This is a genomic window from Mucilaginibacter pallidiroseus (genome assembly GCF_007846085.1).
GTDB lineage: Bacteria > Bacteroidota > Bacteroidia > Sphingobacteriales > Sphingobacteriaceae > Mucilaginibacter > Mucilaginibacter pallidiroseus.
Window position 1 is genome coordinate 399,048 of sequence record NZ_VOEJ01000001.1, and the last position, 17,591, is coordinate 416,638.

The 17,591-nt window shown below is 42.6% G+C and carries 14 protein-coding genes; 8 read left to right on the forward strand and 6 right to left on the reverse strand.

Annotation, left to right across the window (positions count from 1 at the left end; all coding sequences use genetic code 11):
- The first annotated feature begins 2 nt into the window (after nt 1-2).
- Nucleotides 3-731, forward strand: a complete 729-nt coding sequence (locus tag FPZ43_RS01795) for a (Fe-S)-binding protein (RefSeq protein ID WP_146380130.1) — start codon at nt 3-5, stop codon at nt 729-731.
- Between the two features lie 211 nt (nt 732-942).
- Here FPZ43_RS01795 and FPZ43_RS01800 read toward each other — a convergent pair whose 3' ends face one another.
- From FPZ43_RS01800 to FPZ43_RS01810, 3 genes are all read right to left on the reverse strand, one after another.
- Nucleotides 943-2,343 (reverse strand): MBL fold metallo-hydrolase, encoded by a 1,401-nt coding sequence (locus FPZ43_RS01800; protein ID WP_146380131.1) that lies wholly within the window; start codon nt 2,341-2,343, stop codon nt 943-945.
- Nucleotides 2,344-2,565: 222 nt separating this feature from the next.
- Nucleotides 2,566-4,407 carry an ABC transporter ATP-binding protein gene (locus FPZ43_RS01805; RefSeq protein WP_146380132.1) on the reverse strand — a complete coding sequence of 614 codons (1,842 nt, stop codon included), beginning with the start codon at nt 4,405-4,407 and terminating at the stop codon, nt 2,566-2,568.
- A gap of 101 nt (nt 4,408-4,508) precedes the next feature.
- The gene (locus FPZ43_RS01810; protein WP_146380133.1) at nt 4,509-5,285 is read right to left on the reverse strand and encodes an SAM hydrolase/SAM-dependent halogenase family protein; all 777 of its coding nucleotides are present in this window, start codon (nt 5,283-5,285) and stop codon (nt 4,509-4,511) included.
- Nucleotides 5,286-5,387: 102 nt separating this feature from the next.
- On the opposite strand from FPZ43_RS01810, the gene FPZ43_RS01815 reads away from it, so the two are divergent.
- The 4 genes from FPZ43_RS01815 (at nt 5,388) to FPZ43_RS01830 (ending at nt 8,760) form a co-directional block, all read left to right on the forward strand.
- Entirely contained in the window at nt 5,388-6,347 is a 960-nt protein-coding gene (locus tag FPZ43_RS01815; protein ID WP_146380134.1) for a PhoH family protein, read from the forward strand.
- Between the two features lie 103 nt (nt 6,348-6,450).
- Nucleotides 6,451-7,395 (forward strand): phosphoribosylaminoimidazolesuccinocarboxamide synthase, encoded by a 945-nt coding sequence (locus tag FPZ43_RS01820; RefSeq protein ID WP_146380135.1) that lies wholly within the window; start codon nt 6,451-6,453, stop codon nt 7,393-7,395.
- A 51-nt stretch (nt 7,396-7,446) separates the two neighbouring features.
- Nucleotides 7,447-7,824, forward strand: coding sequence for an STAS domain-containing protein (locus FPZ43_RS01825; protein WP_146380136.1), 378 nt, complete (start codon nt 7,447-7,449; stop codon nt 7,822-7,824).
- An 18-nt stretch (nt 7,825-7,842) separates the two neighbouring features.
- Complete coding sequence (locus tag FPZ43_RS01830) at nt 7,843-8,760, forward strand: ribonuclease Z (protein ID WP_146380137.1); 918 nt, start codon at nt 7,843-7,845, stop codon at nt 8,758-8,760.
- Between the two features lie 76 nt (nt 8,761-8,836).
- Here the strand turns inward: FPZ43_RS01830 and FPZ43_RS01835 are convergent, their stop codons facing one another.
- Together FPZ43_RS01835 and FPZ43_RS01840 are read right to left on the reverse strand one after the other, a co-directional pair.
- Complete coding sequence (locus FPZ43_RS01835; protein WP_146380138.1) at nt 8,837-9,781, reverse strand: MlaD family protein; 945 nt, start codon at nt 9,779-9,781, stop codon at nt 8,837-8,839.
- A 22-nt stretch (nt 9,782-9,803) separates the two neighbouring features.
- Nucleotides 9,804-10,724, reverse strand: a complete 921-nt coding sequence (locus FPZ43_RS01840; RefSeq protein ID WP_146380139.1) for an N-acetylmuramoyl-L-alanine amidase family protein — start codon at nt 10,722-10,724, stop codon at nt 9,804-9,806.
- Between the two features lie 52 nt (nt 10,725-10,776).
- Between FPZ43_RS01840 and FPZ43_RS01845 the strand changes: the two genes are divergently transcribed.
- Genes FPZ43_RS01845 through FPZ43_RS01855 form a run of 3 tightly spaced genes read left to right on the forward strand, consistent with a single transcriptional unit; the run spans nt 10,777 to nt 16,268 of the window.
- Entirely contained in the window at nt 10,777-13,500 is a 2,724-nt protein-coding gene (locus FPZ43_RS01845) for a putative LPS assembly protein LptD (RefSeq protein WP_146380140.1), read from the forward strand.
- 8 nt (nt 13,501-13,508) lie between these two features.
- On the forward strand, nt 13,509-14,756 hold the full coding sequence (locus FPZ43_RS01850; protein WP_146380141.1) for a competence/damage-inducible protein A: 1,248 nt from the start codon (nt 13,509-13,511) through the stop codon (nt 14,754-14,756).
- A 45-nt stretch (nt 14,757-14,801) separates the two neighbouring features.
- Complete coding sequence (locus FPZ43_RS01855) at nt 14,802-16,268, forward strand: dihydrolipoamide acetyltransferase family protein (protein WP_146380142.1); 1,467 nt, start codon at nt 14,802-14,804, stop codon at nt 16,266-16,268.
- 58 nt (nt 16,269-16,326) lie between these two features.
- On the opposite strand, the gene FPZ43_RS01860 is transcribed toward FPZ43_RS01855, so the two are convergent.
- The gene (locus FPZ43_RS01860; protein WP_146380143.1) at nt 16,327-17,547 is read right to left on the reverse strand and encodes a glycosyltransferase family 87 protein; all 1,221 of its coding nucleotides are present in this window, start codon (nt 17,545-17,547) and stop codon (nt 16,327-16,329) included.
- Nucleotides 17,548-17,591 lie beyond the last annotated feature (44 nt).

Genomic DNA, 17,591 nt, shown 5'->3' on the forward strand with positions numbered 1-17,591 from the left:
TGATGAATGTTGAGCTCTTTATACCTTGTTTTATAGATCAATTATATCCCGAAACCGCTTTTAACACGCTTAAGGTATTGGAAAAGGCTGGTTGTACAGTAAATTACAACCCCGAGCAAACCTGTTGCGGGCAGCCTGCCTTCAACGCCGGTTTTTGGGATGATGCCAAAACGGTAGGGCTTAAATTTCTGAGTGACTTTAGTGAAGACAGCGTTATCGTATCACCCTCGGCATCCTGCACAGGTATGGTGCGTAATTACTACAACGATCTTTTTACCAACACAACATCCCACAACAAGTGCCGTAACATTCAAGGCAATATTTATGAATTAAGCGACTTTCTGGTTAACATATTACAGATAGATTATTTTGGTGCCGAGCTTGATGGGCGTGCAGTTTACCACGATAGCTGCAGCGGTTTGCGAGAATGCCATATAAAAAATGAACCGCGCCAACTATTGTCCAAAGTGTTAGGCCTGGAACTGCTCGACCTTAAAGACGGCGAAACCTGTTGCGGTTTTGGCGGTACGTTCTCGGTAAAGTTTGATGCCATATCGGGCGCAATGGCGCAGCAAAAGGTTGATAATGCTTTGGCTGTAAACGCTGACTATATCATCTCAACAGATGCATCGTGCCTGTTACAGCTACAGGGCTATATTGATAAAAATAACCTGCCTATAAAAACCATGCACATAGCCGATGTGCTGGCTAATGGCTGGGGAAACGTGTAATACTATATTTCCAATCACGCCTGTTACGCTGAATGCAATGAAGCGTCTGTTCGCCGTTAGAACAGCTTGCTAAATAGATTCTTCGTTTCTCATAATGACAAGTTAGGGTTAAGGAAGTACTTTGTTATGCTAAACGCAGTGAAGCATCTATTTTTCGATAGAAAAGTTTAAGAGGGGATTCTTCGTACCAGAGTGACAAGGTGAAAACTATTTACAACTCATACGCCACACCCTTTTCAGGTATCGTAACTTTGTACCCTTCCGGCTCTAAGGCATCAGCCAATGCTTGCATACTGCCTGCTTCGCCATGCACTAAATATATCCCCTTGAGTTTATCTGCATCCTGTGATTTGATGTTTGCCACCAGGTCCTCATGATCGCCGTGGGCGCTTAAAACATCTGTTTGCTTAATAGTGGCGTAAACGGCAAGGTCGCGGTCTTTTATGTGTACAATCGAGTCGCCCCGTAATAGACGATGGCCAAGTGTGCCTTTGGCACAATATCCTATAAATAGAATGGTGCAATAATAATTTTGAATGTTATAAAACAGGTGATCCTGTATACGGCCACCCTCAAGCATCCCCGCCGACGAAATGATTATACAAGGCTCGAAGTAGTTTGATACCTGGCGGCTATCTTTCAGGGTTTCAACATGGGTAAGGTTGTCAAATTCAAACTCGTCGCCTTGCTTGTTGTAAAAGTCTCTTGCTTCCGCGCTAACCAGGTTGTGGTGTTTCCTAAAAATCTGGGTTGCCATACTTGCCATCGGGCTATCAACAAATACCTTAACAGGTTGCAGCTTGCCACTGCTAAATAGTTTATTTAACGTAAACACCAGCGATTGCGTGCGCCCTATACTGAAAGCTGGGATAATCAACCTACCTTGCTCTTTTATACAAACCTTCTCAATAACCTCGGCCATTGTTTCCTCAACAGATTTGCGTTTGGTATGTGAACGGCCACCGTATGTCGCTTCGCTCACTATGTAGTCAACCGGAGGCAAGGGTTGCGGGTCGTTAAGTACCGGGTAATTATGGCGTCCTATATCTCCTGTAAAGGCAATGGTTTTCTCCGTGCCTTCGTCATTAATTTTTAGTATCGCGGCAGCGGCGCCCAACAGGTGACCAGCCGGAATAAAAGTAAGTTCGATATCGCCGGTAATTTTGAACGGTTTGTTAAAGCCGATGGTAATAAAGCGCTCAACCGTATCCATTACATGCTTTTGAAGATACAAAGGCTGTGGCCCGCTATTGCGTTGATGCTTGTGCCTACGGCGGTGGTTATTTGCTTTCGCTGATTTTTGCAGGAAGATGTTTACCGAATCCATCAGCAAAAGTTCGGTAAGATCAGCCGTAGGAGGGGTGCACAAAATTTGCCCGTTAAAACCCATCCTTACAAGTGTAGGCAGGTTGCCCGAATGATCGATATGGGCATGGGTAAGTATTACAACATCTATTTCTTCCGGACGAAAACCGAAATCTTCATTAACCTGAAGGTTATGGTCTTTTTCATAATCCAGTCCGCAGTCTATCAGTATTTTATATTGCCCTACCTGCAGCAAATGCATGCTTCCTGTTACTTGCTTTGCAGCCCCGTGTATAGTTAATTTCATTAATCTGCGTACCTGTATAAGCCTTTAAAACAGGCTTGTGTTGTAAAATAAAAGCTGTTTGCTGCTTCTATTTTGTTAAATTTTAAGATTGATAATAGTGTAATAGTTGCTTTAAACAAGCAAACTATAATATTTTAATAAATTGCTGATTAAGCATAAAAGGCATCAATTTTTTGATTGACGCCTCCGCAATTTAATACTTTCTGATGATTTGCGCCTGCCTTATTCTAAAACCTTTGCGGCGGTTTCAAACTGTAGTTGACTTAGATATCTGTATAGGCCCTGTTCGTTCGCTATAAGTTGCTGATGCGTACCTGTTTCAACAATATTGCCTTTTTCAAGCACTACAATTTTGTCTGCCTCACGAATGGTTGATAGGCGGTGGGCAATAACAATTGATGTGCGACCTTTCATTAACACTTCCAACGCTTCCTGCACTAAACGCTCAGATTCGGAATCAAGAGATGATGTGGCCTCATCTAATATCAGGATGGCCGGATTCTTCAAAAGTGCCCTTGCAATGGCTATACGCTGGCGCTGGCCGCCAGATAGTTTTACACCCCGTTCGCCCACAACGGTATCATACCCCTCAGGGAACGAACTGATGAACTGGTCGGCGTTGGCTTTTTTTGCTGCCGCGATGATTTCATCCTTACTTGCGCCCAATTTACCGTAAGATATGTTTTCGAGGATGGTGCCGCCAAAAAGCAACACATCCTGCGGTACAATTGCCACTTGGTTACGTATGTCAGTCAACGCATATTGGTTTGCTTCCTTACCATCAAATTGTACCGTACCACTTTGCGGATGGTAAAACTGCAAAATTAAAGCTGCCATGGTTGATTTACCCGAACCGCTCGGGCCAACAATGGCTACCTTTTGGCCAGCATCTGCAGTAAAAGAAATATCCTTAAGTACGGTTAGCTCCTGCCTCGACGGGTAAGCAAACACCACATTATTAAATGCCAGATTGCCGGTTATCTTCGTTTTGATGACATTTTCTTCGGCGTTGATGGATACATCTTCGCCGGTTTCATCTAATATTTCCAATACACGTTCGCTCGCGCCAACCGCTTTTTGCATATTGGCATATAACTCGGGGAAACTGCCCATAGCAGCGCCTACAAATATCGAGTATAAAATAAAGGTAGTCAGACTACCCACCGAAAGTTCGTGATTGCTTACCAAAATGGAACCGTACCAAATTACACCTACAATGGCGCCAAAAAGGCAAAACACTATAAACGAAGCAAACATACCACGGAACACTGCGCCTTTAACAGCAATTTTTACCACTTCGCGAAGGTTTTTGTCGTACCGGCCTGCTTCAAATGCCTCATTAACAAACGCCTTAACGTTGGCAATTCCCTGCAAGGTTTCCTCGATAATGGTGTTTGATTCGGCCAACTTATCCTGTGCCTGGCGAGATAGTTTACGTATAAAGCGCCCAAAAAATACCGCAAATACAATTAACACTGGCAGCATAAGCAGCAATGCCAGGGTAAGCTTAAAAGAAACGATAGTTAAGAAAGTGATACCGCCTACTAATAGCACCAATTGCCTTATCATTTCTGCAAAGGTGGTGGTCATGGTATCCTGGATCTGCGAAAGGTCGGCCGAGATGCGGCTATTCAATTCTCCTACACGGCGGTTTGCAAAAAAGTTCATTGGTAGGGTAACCAATTTAAAGTAAGTATCGCGGCGGATATCGGCCAAAGCCCTTTCAGATACCTGTACAAACCATACCACTCTGAAAAAAGATATAAACGCTTGTATAAACAACACGCCAAAAGCCAATGTGCCTATGGCATTAATTGTCGGCGGTAGAAAAGAATATTTTTGTTTACCCTGCGCTGCATCTATTAATGCACCTAAAAACGATGGGAAAGCTAGCCCTGTAATGCTCGATAAAAATAAAAATACAATGGCAGCTATAAACTTTGCCCGGTGTGGCTTTAAGTAGGAGATAAGTTTACCTATGCGCCTGAGGCTATCAAGATTTATTTTTGCCTTTGGTAACTCTGCTTCCGATTTACTGCCACTGTTAAGTGTTCCTCTTGCCATTTACTTAGTATAGGGTAGTTAAAATGCGGACGAAAATACGGCTTTAGACGTGTAAATAGATGTTTGTAATTACAAAATGACGCAATTGTGAGCAGAAAGCATTACTGAAAATCAATAATCACACTGTCGCCAAGGTTAAGGCCAAGCAATCCGCTTGCGTTGCCCTTGTTGATAGCAATTTCCAAATGGTCGCTGATGCCAAACAGGCAAAGTTTTTCACCTTCTGGTACTTCGTTGTAGTGCCAGCTCAAATGGTTGATGGTTTCGTTGCGTTTAAAGTATAATGTAAAACGACGGCCTTGCTGCACACGATTGAAGAACTCTTTAGTAATATTAGTGATCACGTTTTGGAACGAATCGATATAAATTACTACACCCTTAATAAGGTTGCGGTCAACAGTTGGCTGTAGGTTCATTTTGTTCTCCACACTATCTACCGGGATACCTATTTCTGCAAGTGTACCGCCATTGGCCAAATGGCATGCGGCCTTTACAAAAATATCAGCCAGCGGGAAGTGCAAAAACTTTAAGTCCTGCATAATATTTATTTCCACAATCTCATCAGGCTCACCATCAAACATCAGTGAAAATATGCCGTTGTCCGCACCCACAAAGTAATGGTTTTTGTATCGAATAGCCAGGTAACGCGTAAAGGTATTGTACACAGTATCAATGCCTATTAGGTGTACTGTATTCTCCGGGAAGTAATAAAAGCTGTTCTTTAAAATAAAAGCAGCCTGCTGCACATTAAAGGCTGCAACATTGTTAGTAATATCAACAATATTTACTGTTGGCAGCAATTTATAAATACTACCTTTAAGGGCAGCCTGATAAATATCTTTATCGCCCAGGTCAGTAGTTAATGTAATAATTGCCATCAATTTTATAAATATTTATTGCTAATCTTGTAGAGTATTTAAAGGTGCAAATATTCAATTTTTAATTCATAAAAATCTGCAACCAGTAAAAATCAATTAGTATTGAACGAGCTTAAGTTATCAATTGAACAGGTAGACCCAGCTGCATTATGGGGGCCTAATAACGATCATTTCGAGATTATAAAAAAGCAATATCCTAAGCTTAAAATAGTTGCGCGCGGTAGCGAAGTAAAGGTGCTGGGAGACGAAGCCGAGTTAAATATATTTCAGGAAAAATTTAACAGCATTGTACAGCACCTCGAAAAATTTGAAAGCCTTAACGTGAATGATGTTGAGCGCCTGCTTGGTGCAAAACCATCTGCTAATAAAGAAGGAGAAGGTACTGCCGATAAGTTTGCCAGCGGCGAGGTTATTGTATTTGGCCCCAACGGTATTATGGTGCGTGCACGTACGCCAAACCAGCGCCGTATGGTTGATAGCCTGGGCAAAAGTGACATACTGTTTGCCATAGGCCCGGCCGGTACAGGTAAGACGTATACTGCCGTAGCACTGGCTGTACGAGCACTTAAAAACAAAGAGATTAAACGCATCATTCTTACCCGACCGGCTGTTGAAGCAGGGGAGAACCTTGGCTTTTTGCCGGGTGACCTTAAGGAGAAGATAGACCCTTACTTGCGCCCACTGTATGATGCGCTTGATGATATGATACCGGCCGAAAAGCTGAAACTTTATTTGGAAAACCGCACTATCGAGATAGCACCGCTTGCATTTATGCGTGGCCGTACGCTTGATAACTGCTTTGTAATATTGGATGAGGCACAAAACGCTACCGATATGCAGTTAAAAATGTTTCTAACGCGTATGGGGCCGTCGGCCAAGTTTATCGTTACAGGCGATGTAACCCAAATTGACTTACCTAAAAAACAGCAGTCGGGTTTATACACCGCACTGCGCATACTAACAGATATTAAAGGTATTGATATTGTTTACCTGAGCGGGGAAGATGTTGTGCGCCACAAATTGGTAAAACGCATTTTGGAAGCTTACGGGGATATACAGTAAATAAGTAAGTAGTGATTGGAGATTAGTGATTAGTTTGCTGCGTGCCGTTTCCTTGGATCGCAGTTAGGCTATTATCCATGAACTATTAACCATTATCCATTACATGAACGCAATAAAAGAAACTCATTTTAATTTTGAAGGGCAAACCGGCTACTACAAAGGCAAGGTGCGCGATGTATACACTATAAACAACAAATACCTGGCTATGGTTGTCACCGACCGTATTTCGGCGTTTGATGTGGTTTTGCCCGAGCCTATTCCTTATAAAGGGCAGGTGTTAAACCAAATAGCAGCTAAATTTTTAGAGGCAACTTCTGATATTTTGCCTAACTGGGTAATTACCGTTCCTGATCCGAGTGTTACTATTGGCCGCATTTGCGAGCCGTTTAAAGTGGAAATGGTTATACGTGGTTACCTTGCAGGCCACGCAGCTCGCGAATACGCAGCCGGTAAGCGCCAGGTTTGCGGCGTTACCCTTCCCGAAGGCTTGAAGGAGAACGATATATTGCCGGAGCCTATCATTACGCCAACAACCAAAGCTGCTGTTGGGCACGATGAAGATATCTCGCGCGAGGAAATATTAAGCCGTGGCATTGTGAGCGAAGAAGATTATACGCGTCTGGAAAACTATACCCGTTTATTGTTTAAGCGAGGCACAGAAATAGCAGCAGACCAAGGATTGATTTTGGTAGATACCAAATACGAATTCGGTAAAATCGGCGATACCATTTACCTGATAGATGAAATTCATACGCCCGACTCATCACGCTATTTTTATAGTGAAGGCTACCGGGAAAGGCAGGAAAAGGGCGAACAACAGAAGCAGCTTTCGAAAGAATTTGTTAGGAGATGGTTGATAGAAAATGGCTTTCAGGGTAAAGACGGGCAAGCAGTGCCGGAAATGACACCTGAGATTGTTGAATCCATATCAAACAGATACATTGAGCTTTACGAGAAAATAACCGGCGAGCGTTTTATAAAGGCAGATGCCGGCGAAGTAAACGCACGTGTGGAACGTTCAATTAATAATGCGATAGCTACCCTGTAACTTTATATACAGATAAATTAATTATATATTAGCTTTTTAATTTTCTAAAAAATGAAATTTTCAGTAGATAAGCACGAAAAATACATTATGGTGAAGCTTGACGAGTCGAAGTTGAATTCACTTATCACCCCTCAACTAAAATCGGAGCTGATCCTGATTAATACAGAGGGGCAGCGTAACATTATCCTTGACCTTTCGCAAGTTAAGTTTGCCGACTCTTCGGGCTTAAGCAGCTTGCTTGTTGGCCACCGCATTTGTAAAAATGCAGAAGGCTCTTTCATTTTATGCGGGCTTAATGATGCTGTATCGCGCCTGATTACCATTTCGCAATTGGATACTGTATTAACCATTGTGCCTACCTGCGAAGAAGGTATCGACTTGATCTTTATGGAAGAGATCGAGAAAGAATTGAAAAAAGAAATCAGATAATTAGTTTGTTAACCCGGTATGAAATTCGAAGTTACAATACTGGGCAGCAGCTCTGCAACCCCCATTTTTAACCGTAACCCTACAGCGCAGGTACTCAATATAAACGAAAAATTATATTTGATAGACTGCGCCGAGGGAACGCAGCAGCAAATGCTGCGCTTTGATATAAAAGGTAGCCGTATCGACTACATTTTTATCAGTCACCTGCACGGCGACCATTATCTTGGCCTTGTTGGTTTACTATCCTCAATGCACCTCAACGGACGTAAAAAGGCTTTGCAGCTTTTTTGCCCCGAGCCTTTAAAAGAAATTATAGAGTTACAATTGAAATACAGTGAAACATCATTGTGTTACGAAATCAATTACGTTTTTACCAATGATAAAGCGCCGCAGCTGATCCTGGATAACCAGGACATAACAGTTGAGACCATTCCATTAGATCATCGTATTCCTACAACGGGATTTTTATTTAAGCAGAAGAAACGTTTGCGTAAGTTGATAAAAGAGCGCATAGAAGAATTGGATATTCCTGTGCCGTTCTACACCGCTATTAAAAGGGGCAAGGATTGGGAAGCACCTGATGGCACCGTCTACTCAAATGCCTCGCTTACCATTGATCCCGAGGAACCAAAATCGTACGCTTATTGCTCAGATACTATTTACAATCCTAAATACTTTAACCAGATAACCGGGGTGAGCCTGTTATACCATGAGGCTACATTTTTAAATGATATGCTGGATAGGGCGAACCAAACCCATCATACTACAGCACTGCAGGCAGGAGAGGTTGCAACGATAACAGGAGCCGAACGACTTATTATAGGGCATTTTTCGGCACGCTATAAAACGCTGAACGAACTGTTGGATGAGGCGCGCAGTAAGTTCGAAAATACTGATCTCGCTGTTGAAGGTAAAACTTTTATTCTATCAGAATAGGTCGAAGTAATCGTAACAACAAAAAAGACGAAGTGATGAGCTTCGTCTTTTTTGTTGCAATGAGGTGTCGAAATAATTAGTCACCTTTTTTGCCAAATACCGAGAAGTGTACGTAACGGCTTGGATGTGCCTTAAGATCTATAAACAAGTTGTTTAAATTCTTTGAAGCATCATTAAGGTTATTATACATTTTATCATCGTTCATTAATAAACCTAAAGAGCCTTGTCCGCTGTTCATTTTGGCAACGGTAGCTTGCAAGTCGGCCATTGCCTTGTTGGCACTTTCCATTGTGCCCTTAATGTTTGATTTTGCAAGGTCGCTGCTAAACGTTTGCAAATTATTGGCAATGCCGGTAAGTTGCGCAGTACTTGCTTTTAAGTTGCCAGATACCGCTTCGGCATTGGTCATGATGCCGTTGATATGAGCGCTTTGTGACCCAACAATGGCATCAATCTTTTTAGTGGTACCTTCAAGTGTCTGCAATGAATTAGCTATGCTGGCAAAACTACGGTCGACATTTTTTTGAAAGTTGGGATTCATTATTTTGTTAATGGCACCTAGTGCCGAGTCAACTTTTGTAATAAGTACTTCCGCCTTTTTTTGGATAGGCTGTAAGCTTTCGGCAAGGCTACCCTGTATGTCGGCACGAAGGGTGTCTTCATCCTGGGCATAGGTTGTGCTATTTCCTAATTCAAATACTATAGCCTTGCTGCCCAACAAGTCCGAACTTTGCAATTTGGCCAGTGTATTATCGGGGATGTTATATTGTGGGTCTATCTTAAACTCAACCGTTGTGCGGCCGTCTTCATGCAGCTGCATTTTTGATACCCGGCCTATCTGAAAACCGTTAACCAAAACCGGTTTAGAAACGGTTAATCCTTCAACGCTCCGGTAAACCGCGTAAAATTTATTGGAGCCCGAGAATACATCGTTACCCTTTAAAAAGCTATAACCCAATATAAGTATGGTAATGGCTACGGCAGTTAATGCCCCAATTTTTGTTTCGTTAGATATTTTCAAAATGTAGGTGTTTTAAATAGTGTTAGTTAGTTTTTACAACCCGCTCAACCTGGTTTTTATAGTTGCTTATGGCCCTCACAATTGAATTTACAATTTCCGTTTGTCCTTGCTCAGATGTAAGGTAAGCTTCGTCGTCGTGGTTGTTGATGTAACCGGTTTCAACTAAAACCGATGGCATTGCCACGTGGCACAAAACATAAATACCCTGTTCACGCAAGCCTTCGCTTCGTCTTCCATCGTTCTGAACAATCTCATCGTTAATAAAGTTTGCAATATTTATACTTTGCTTCCTAAAGCGTCTTTTATATTCATTGGTAAGGATGATAACCATTGGGTCGTTTTCGTCAAGTCCGTCGCCGTCAAGATCAGAGTCTTCGCCCACCTGGTTCTTTTTGATGGTATTTTCCTCTTCGCGCGAGCGGTGTAAACCGTATATCAGCATCAAAGCACCCTTGCCAGATCTGTCGGCAACGCGTGTACTGCGGTAAATTGCCTTGCCCCGGCGGGTGCCAACACGTTCGCGCACTATCCTGTCTGACAGTGAATTACAGTGTATGGAGATGAACAGATCGCCTTTGTTTTCATTGGCTATTTGTGCGCGGCGCTCCCAGGAAACATCGTCCTCGGTTTGGCGTGTTAAAACGGCCTTCACACCGTTAATATCTTTTTCAATAGCCGCCTGCAATTTTAAAGCAATAGCCAGCGTTACATTTCTTTCTGTAGAATAGGAGCCGTTTGCACCGCGCGAATAATGCCCCGGAGGAGAGCCTTCCGCTTTGGCACCATGGCCCGGATCTATGATAACAGTTTTAAGTTTGAAGCCGGTAAGCGTATCTGTTTCAGCAGAAGCAAAGCACAGTAATGGAAACAACGATAAGCATATGAAAAATGCGTATAAACTATAAAATAACCTTTTCAACCTGTTCAATATTTTTATTTTCATTATGTTTGAACGCTGTTAACTGTACCTGCAAAAATACTATTCATAATCAATTTTGAAATTAGTTACTGCCTTTTTTCTTCTTGCACTTATAGTAATAGTGAGCGGGAATGCTATGGCCCAAAGCGGCGGGCAAAACCCTTTTCCGGCTCGTGATTCGGCCGTAAGGCAGCTTGATTCTGTACGCGATGCAAAGCTGTTGCGGGTAAATCCTCCGGCCAAAGGTAGTCAAACAAACATCCAAACCACCACAAAAAGGGATACCAGCCCCGGCAAAAGCAGCGGTTTAAGTGATATTGTAAAATCAACATCAGATGACTCTTCCTATGTTGATAATGATAACAAAATATCCTATTTATATGGTAAAGCAAAAGTAAAGTACCAGGATTTTGAATTGAGTGCCGATTATATACGTGTAGATGAAAAGAACCACCTGATATTTGCCCGTGGAAGCATTGATCCAAGATCGCACCGATACGTTGGCAGGCCCATATCCAAATCTGGCACCGAAAAGCCTGTTGCGTCAGACTCCCTGCTGTTCGATTACAAAACCAAAAAAGGTAAAGTTTGGAACCCGGCATCAGAGCAGGAGGGCAACTTTATTTCAGGTGGTTTGGCCAAGAGGTTGAATGAAGAAGAGGTAGCGTATCGTAATGTGCTTTTTAGTACCTGTAGCTTGCCCATGCCTGATACCCACTTTGGTGTGGTAATTACAAAAGGAATAGGTCAAAAAAACAGGATCATATCCGGCCCGGCATATCTTGAGATAGCCGGTGTGCCGCTGCCATTAGGCGTTCCGTTTGGCTTTTTTCCAAAGCCCAATTCAAGAGCATCGGGTATATTACTTCCAACGTTTGGTGAGGATGCAAGGCTGGGTTTCTACCTGCGTAACTTTGGTTATTATATAGCCCTTAACGACTATGTAGATTTAACAACCCAAGGCTCCCTGTATTCTAAAGGCGCTTATGAAATTAGCACGAGTGCACGTTATTTAAAGCGATATAAATATGGCGGTAACTTAAATCTAGCTTATGGCTCGCATAATTACGGCCTCGCCGGCGACCCAGCAGTTAAAGACTTTAACATTACCTGGTCGCACTCGCAGGATCCCAATGCAAACCCGGGCACTACGTTCAGTGCATCGGTAAATGCAGGTACGCGCAGTTATTACCAAAATAACCCTGCGCAAAACAATTATAACTTACAGTCACTCACGCAAAATAACTTGCGATCAAGTATTGCTTATGGCAAAACCTGGGCTAACTCGCCCTTTAACTTGCAAGTGAGCCTTGGCCACAGCCAAGATTTATCTGCAGGTACTGTAACGCTGGAGTTGCCCACACTTAACTTTAGTATGACAACCCTAAGCCCGTTTGATTCAAAAAACAGGGTAGGCGAGCAAAAATGGTATCAAAAAATCACAGTGGGTTACGGTTTGCAAGCAACCAATAAATTAACTAACGTGCCCGAGGCGGAACTTTTTAAAGGCAATACGTTAAGCAAGCGTTTACAGAATGGATTTCAACATACCATTCCAATTGCGTTTAATGCTAATATCCTTAAATATTTCCAGTTTAACACAGGCGCCAACTACATCGAAAGGTGGTACTTTCAAACAACACGTAGGCGTTATGAGCGTGGCAGCGTAGCAGGGCAGGCAACATCTGTGCTTGATACTATACCAGGGTTTGCACGTGCCGGCGAGTACCAGTTAAATGCAGGTGTGGCTACAAAAATATACGGAACATTTAACGTTAATGCTGGTCGCTTAAAACAAATAAGGCATGTTACCACGCCGCAAATAAGTTTTTCGTACCGTCCCGATTTTGGTGCGCCGAGTTACGGATACTATCGTACAGCTGTAAGCCAGGCCTCGGTACCATATCCGTACACAGCGCAGCGTTATTCAATATTTGAACAATCTGTTTACGGCGGCCCAAGCGCAGGCAAACAGGCAGGTATAGGCTTCTCACTTGATAACACGATCGAGGCAAAAGTTAAAGCTAAAAGTACCGATACATCCGGAGCTGATAAAAAGGTACCAATTTTACAGGGCTTAAGCTTTTCAACCTTTTACAATTTTGCGCAGGACTCGTTACGGCTGCAAAACTTTAGTATTTCAGGCCACACTGCGATACTTAACCAAAAGGTTAATATCAACTTTAGCGGGATACTGGATCCATACGTGAACCTTGTCAGGGATTCTATCAGTAATGGGGCTATACAGCAAACGGTTACCAGGATAAACAGATACAATTGGCAAAACGGCAAGTTCCCGATATTGACGAACTTTAACTTTTCGGCGAGCGGAAGTTTAAACCCATCCACCTTTAACCCTAAGCCAAAGGTTGTTGGCAATTCCATAAATTCAATGACACCAAACCAGGCGCAGCAGCTTGCCGTTTTAAACAGCGATCCGGGTGCTTATATCGACTTTAATGTGCCCTGGAACCTGTCGCTGAATTATAGCTTCAACTATACTAATAACATTACCAGAACAAATTCGTCTAACACGATAATGCTTAGTGGTGATGTTAGTATCACTAAAAAGTGGAAAGTGCAGTATAACAGCACTTACGACTTAAAAGCGGGCAGGCTCAGCGATGCAACATCCTTTGCTATTTACCGCGATTTGCATTGCTGGGATCTTTCTATTCAATGGCTTCCTTTTGGTTTTTACAAATCATACAACGTAACGTTAAAAGTTAAGGCATCTATTTTGCAGGATCTTAAACTGAGTAAGCGAAGTGATTACACATCAAACTCTACATTTTACTAATAACTGATATGCTGGCAGAGATTATTACTATTGGCGATGAAATATTGATTGGGCAGATAGTTGATACCAACTCTGCCTGGATGGCCGGCAAACTTAACGAGCAAGGTATTCGTGTAAAACAGATCTCTTCGGTGTCTGATAATAGAGCGCATATACTTGCTGCATTAAAAGAAGCTACCGAGCGTGCAGATATCATATTGATTACAGGCGGGCTTGGGCCTACAAAAGACGATATTACCAAAAAAACACTCGCGGAGTACTTTGATGTAGAAATGGTGTTGAATGACGATGCTCTCAATAATGTTAAGCGGATATTTGAACGCTATAACAGGCCTTTATTGGAGGTAAATCGTTTGCAGGCTATGGTTCCGGCTAATTGCGAGGTTATTCAAAATGAAAATGGCACCGCGCCCGGAATGTGGTTTGATGAAGGCGGGAAGATATATGTATCCATGCCTGGTGTACCCTTTGAGATGTATTACATGTTGGAGGAGAAAGTTATTCCGAAATTAAAGCCGAGGTTCAACCTTGCTCCAATAATTCATAAAACTATCCTTACCGTTGGCGAAGGCGAATCATTCCTGGCAAAACGCATAGCCGATATTGAAGATTCATTACCGGCAAATATCAAACTTGCTTATTTACCAAAAATGGGGCAGGTACGCTTGCGTTTGAGTGCTTACGTAGGTGATGATTTGAATATTCAGGAACAGGTAAACAACTTTGCAAACCAGATAACTGAGCGTGTGAGCGACAATGTGGTAGCAGTTGAAGACATACCGCTGGAAAACGTTGTTATCAATACCCTAAAAAAAAGAGGTCTCACCTTATCAGTTGCCGAGAGCTGCACCGGTGGTTATATATCTCATTTAATAACGCAGCATGCCGGTTCATCTTCCGTTTTTTTCGGGGGTGCTGTGTCATACGCCAATGCACTTAAGGAGCACGTTTTGGGAGTTAAACATGAAACCATTAAAGCATTTGGTGCGGTGAGCGAGCAAACTGTTACAGAGATGGTTGAGGGTGCGCTACGCGAATTTAAGTCGGATGTGGCCCTCGCCGTAACCGGTATTGCGGGGCCGGATGGGGGCTCCCCAGACAAGCCTGTAGGCACTGTTTGGATAGCTGTTGCAAATGCAAATAAAACTGTTGCAAAGAAATTCACATTCGTGAATAAACGGATGCAAAACATCGAAAGAAGTGCCGTAGCGGCCTTTTTTATGTTGATTACTTTACTGAAAGAAGACATGATGTAACAAAAATTCTGCTTAATTTTGAGCCTACGAACTACTAATCTGCGTATGGCCAAATACCAATTATTATTGCCGAAAATGGGAGAGAGCGTTGCTGAAGCAACGGTAATCAAATGGCACAAAGTGCCGGGCGATTACATTGAAGCAGACGAGGCAGTGATGGATATAGCAACCGACAAAGTTGACTCCGAGGTTCCTTCGCCGGTATCCGGCAAACTGGTTGAGCAGCTTTACAAAGAAGACGATGTTGTGCAGGTAGGGGCGGTAATTGCAATTATTGAGACCGAAGGTGATGAGTCACAACCTGAAACTGATACCGCCGTTGAAGGAAATCAAAAAAGTGCTACTGAGGCTGTCGAAAAACAATACACTCCTTCAACTCAGGATGAGGAAATGCCCGCTGCCAATATTCCGGGTATTGATCAATTAACTAATACCGAAAAGCAGGAATCATCCGGAGATAAATTTGAGAATCGTTTTTATTCGCCGCTGGTAAAAAATATAGCCGGGCAGGAGGGTATCAGTAACGACGAGCTCGACAGAATACCGGGTACTGGTGCAGAGGGGCGTTTAACGAAAGACGATTTACTGGCTTACATACAGCAACGTGGCTCAAAATTTACAGAAGAGCATGTTTATACTGCACCGGTAAGTACGCAACAACTACAAACACCGGTAGCTGAAACAAAAGCACCATCAACTGAAAAAGCTGTCCCGGTAAGTACACCACAACAGCCAGCTCCCGAAATTGCAAAACCCGCTCAGCCCGAAGCACCTGCCGCTAAGCCGGCAGTATCATACTCCGGTAATGATGAGATTATAGAGATGGACCGTATGCGCCGCCTCATTGCCGACCACATGGTTATGAGCAAACAAACATCGCCACACGTAACATCGTTTGTGGAAGCTGATGTTACCAACCTGGTTCAATGGCGCGATAAAGTGAAAAACACCTTTGAGAAACGCGAAGGTGAAAAAATTACGTTTACACCAATATTTATTGAGGCGGTTGTTGAAGCTATAAAGCAAATGCCGTTGATAAACGTGCAGGTAAACGGCACGCAAATCATCAGGAAAAAGGACATCAATATAAGTATGGCGACTGCTTTACCAAGTGGTAACCTTATTGTTCCTGTCATTAAAAAAGCCGATGAGTTAAGCCTTGTTGGTTTAACCAAAGCAGTTAATGATTTGGCAAATAGGGCAAGAGGTAACAAATTGAACCCGGATGACGTAAAAGATGGTACGTTCACCATTACCAACATCGGTTCGTTTGGCAATATAATGGGTACGCCTATTATAAACCAGCCCCAGGTGGCCATATTAGCTGTTGGCGCAATTAAAAAGAAACCCGCTGTGATAGAAACGCCGCAAGGCGATGCCATTGCCATAAGGCACATGATGTACCTGTCACTGTCATATGATCATAGGGTTGTTGATGGCGCGCTTGGCGGCATGTTTGTTAAAAAGGTAGCAGACTACCTCGAAAACTGGGATCTAAGTAGAAATATATAGTTAATTAAGTGTGATTCTAAAATGAAAGGCCCGTAAGGGCCTTTTGTTGTTTACGTATTTAAGCGTTTGCTTTATCAACTTCAGACGTTTTCAGATGCCATTCGGTTTGCCCGGGATATGTCCTGAAATTTTTGAATAACATCTCATAGACAATCTTAAACCATATGAGTAAACAAGGCAATACAATCAAATTATAAGGAAGCACATACTTTAACCGCAGGTAACGCGGGAATAGGTCGGAAGGTGAAAAATTGGTTAGTACCAATGCAAATATAATCAGGAAACGCTCATAGGGAGTAATTGGCCTGTCGAGGTTTACAAACCAAATGCTCACACCGATAAATGCAATGATATAGGTGGGTGGCTCGGAGCTGGAACTGAAGATGATTGAGAAGATCAAGGTAGATGCTACAAGCAGCAATTGATATTGCAGATTTCGCCAGTATTTTATCCGTGTCATGGATAAAGCGAAAATTATCATGCCCGGTATCAATACCGAAAGGGTAGGAAAGTTAGCGATATTAAATATGCGGCTAAGCATACCCATAACACAAACATACGCCCTTGTTGATTGCATATTGGCAGCGTTCTTGGCAATAAGGTCGGGCAGCCAGTCGTGGTACATTTGAACGATGTATGCAGGGGATGATACTGCCATTGGTAATACAAACAATACAGCTCCCCAAAATAGCAAGCTCAAAATAAGTTTGATTTTATGGTCCGAAAAGAAGAAAAATGCTAGGCCCACAACACCATAAAGTTTAATTGCTGTGCCAAGTATAATCATCAGCGCAGCCCAAAAATCCTGTTGCTTACGGATAAATATAAAGCTAAAGAGTACGAATGCAATTATTAAAGGATTTACCTGTACCTGTCCTGACGATCCCATCATACTATTGATATTTAGCAACAACAACACGGTTTGCTGCGTACGGGTAAGCGGTAATTTTATAATGGCGTAGTAAAGTGACCACGCCAGAAAGAGCACCCACAAAATTACGCCTGCTTCATCGGGCAGTAAAGCAAATGGTGCTATAATAAGGCCAAAAACAGGCCCGTAGTGGTTTAAATCAAAGTAATATTGTGGCTCGGGGCCGAAAAGGCTATGCTGGTGTATTAGGTTTAAAAAATTGTGCTTGTAAATTATATAATTGTTATAATTACTTGATTTACTGCCGCTATAAATTAAAATGCCCTTTACAATTGTAAATAAACTTAACCCAAACCAGAGAATTAATATGAGAGGACGGTTAAATATAATTTGCTTTAATTTCTGCATGTTTGGGTCCGGTTTTTGCCGATAAACTTACAGAAAGAGCATGG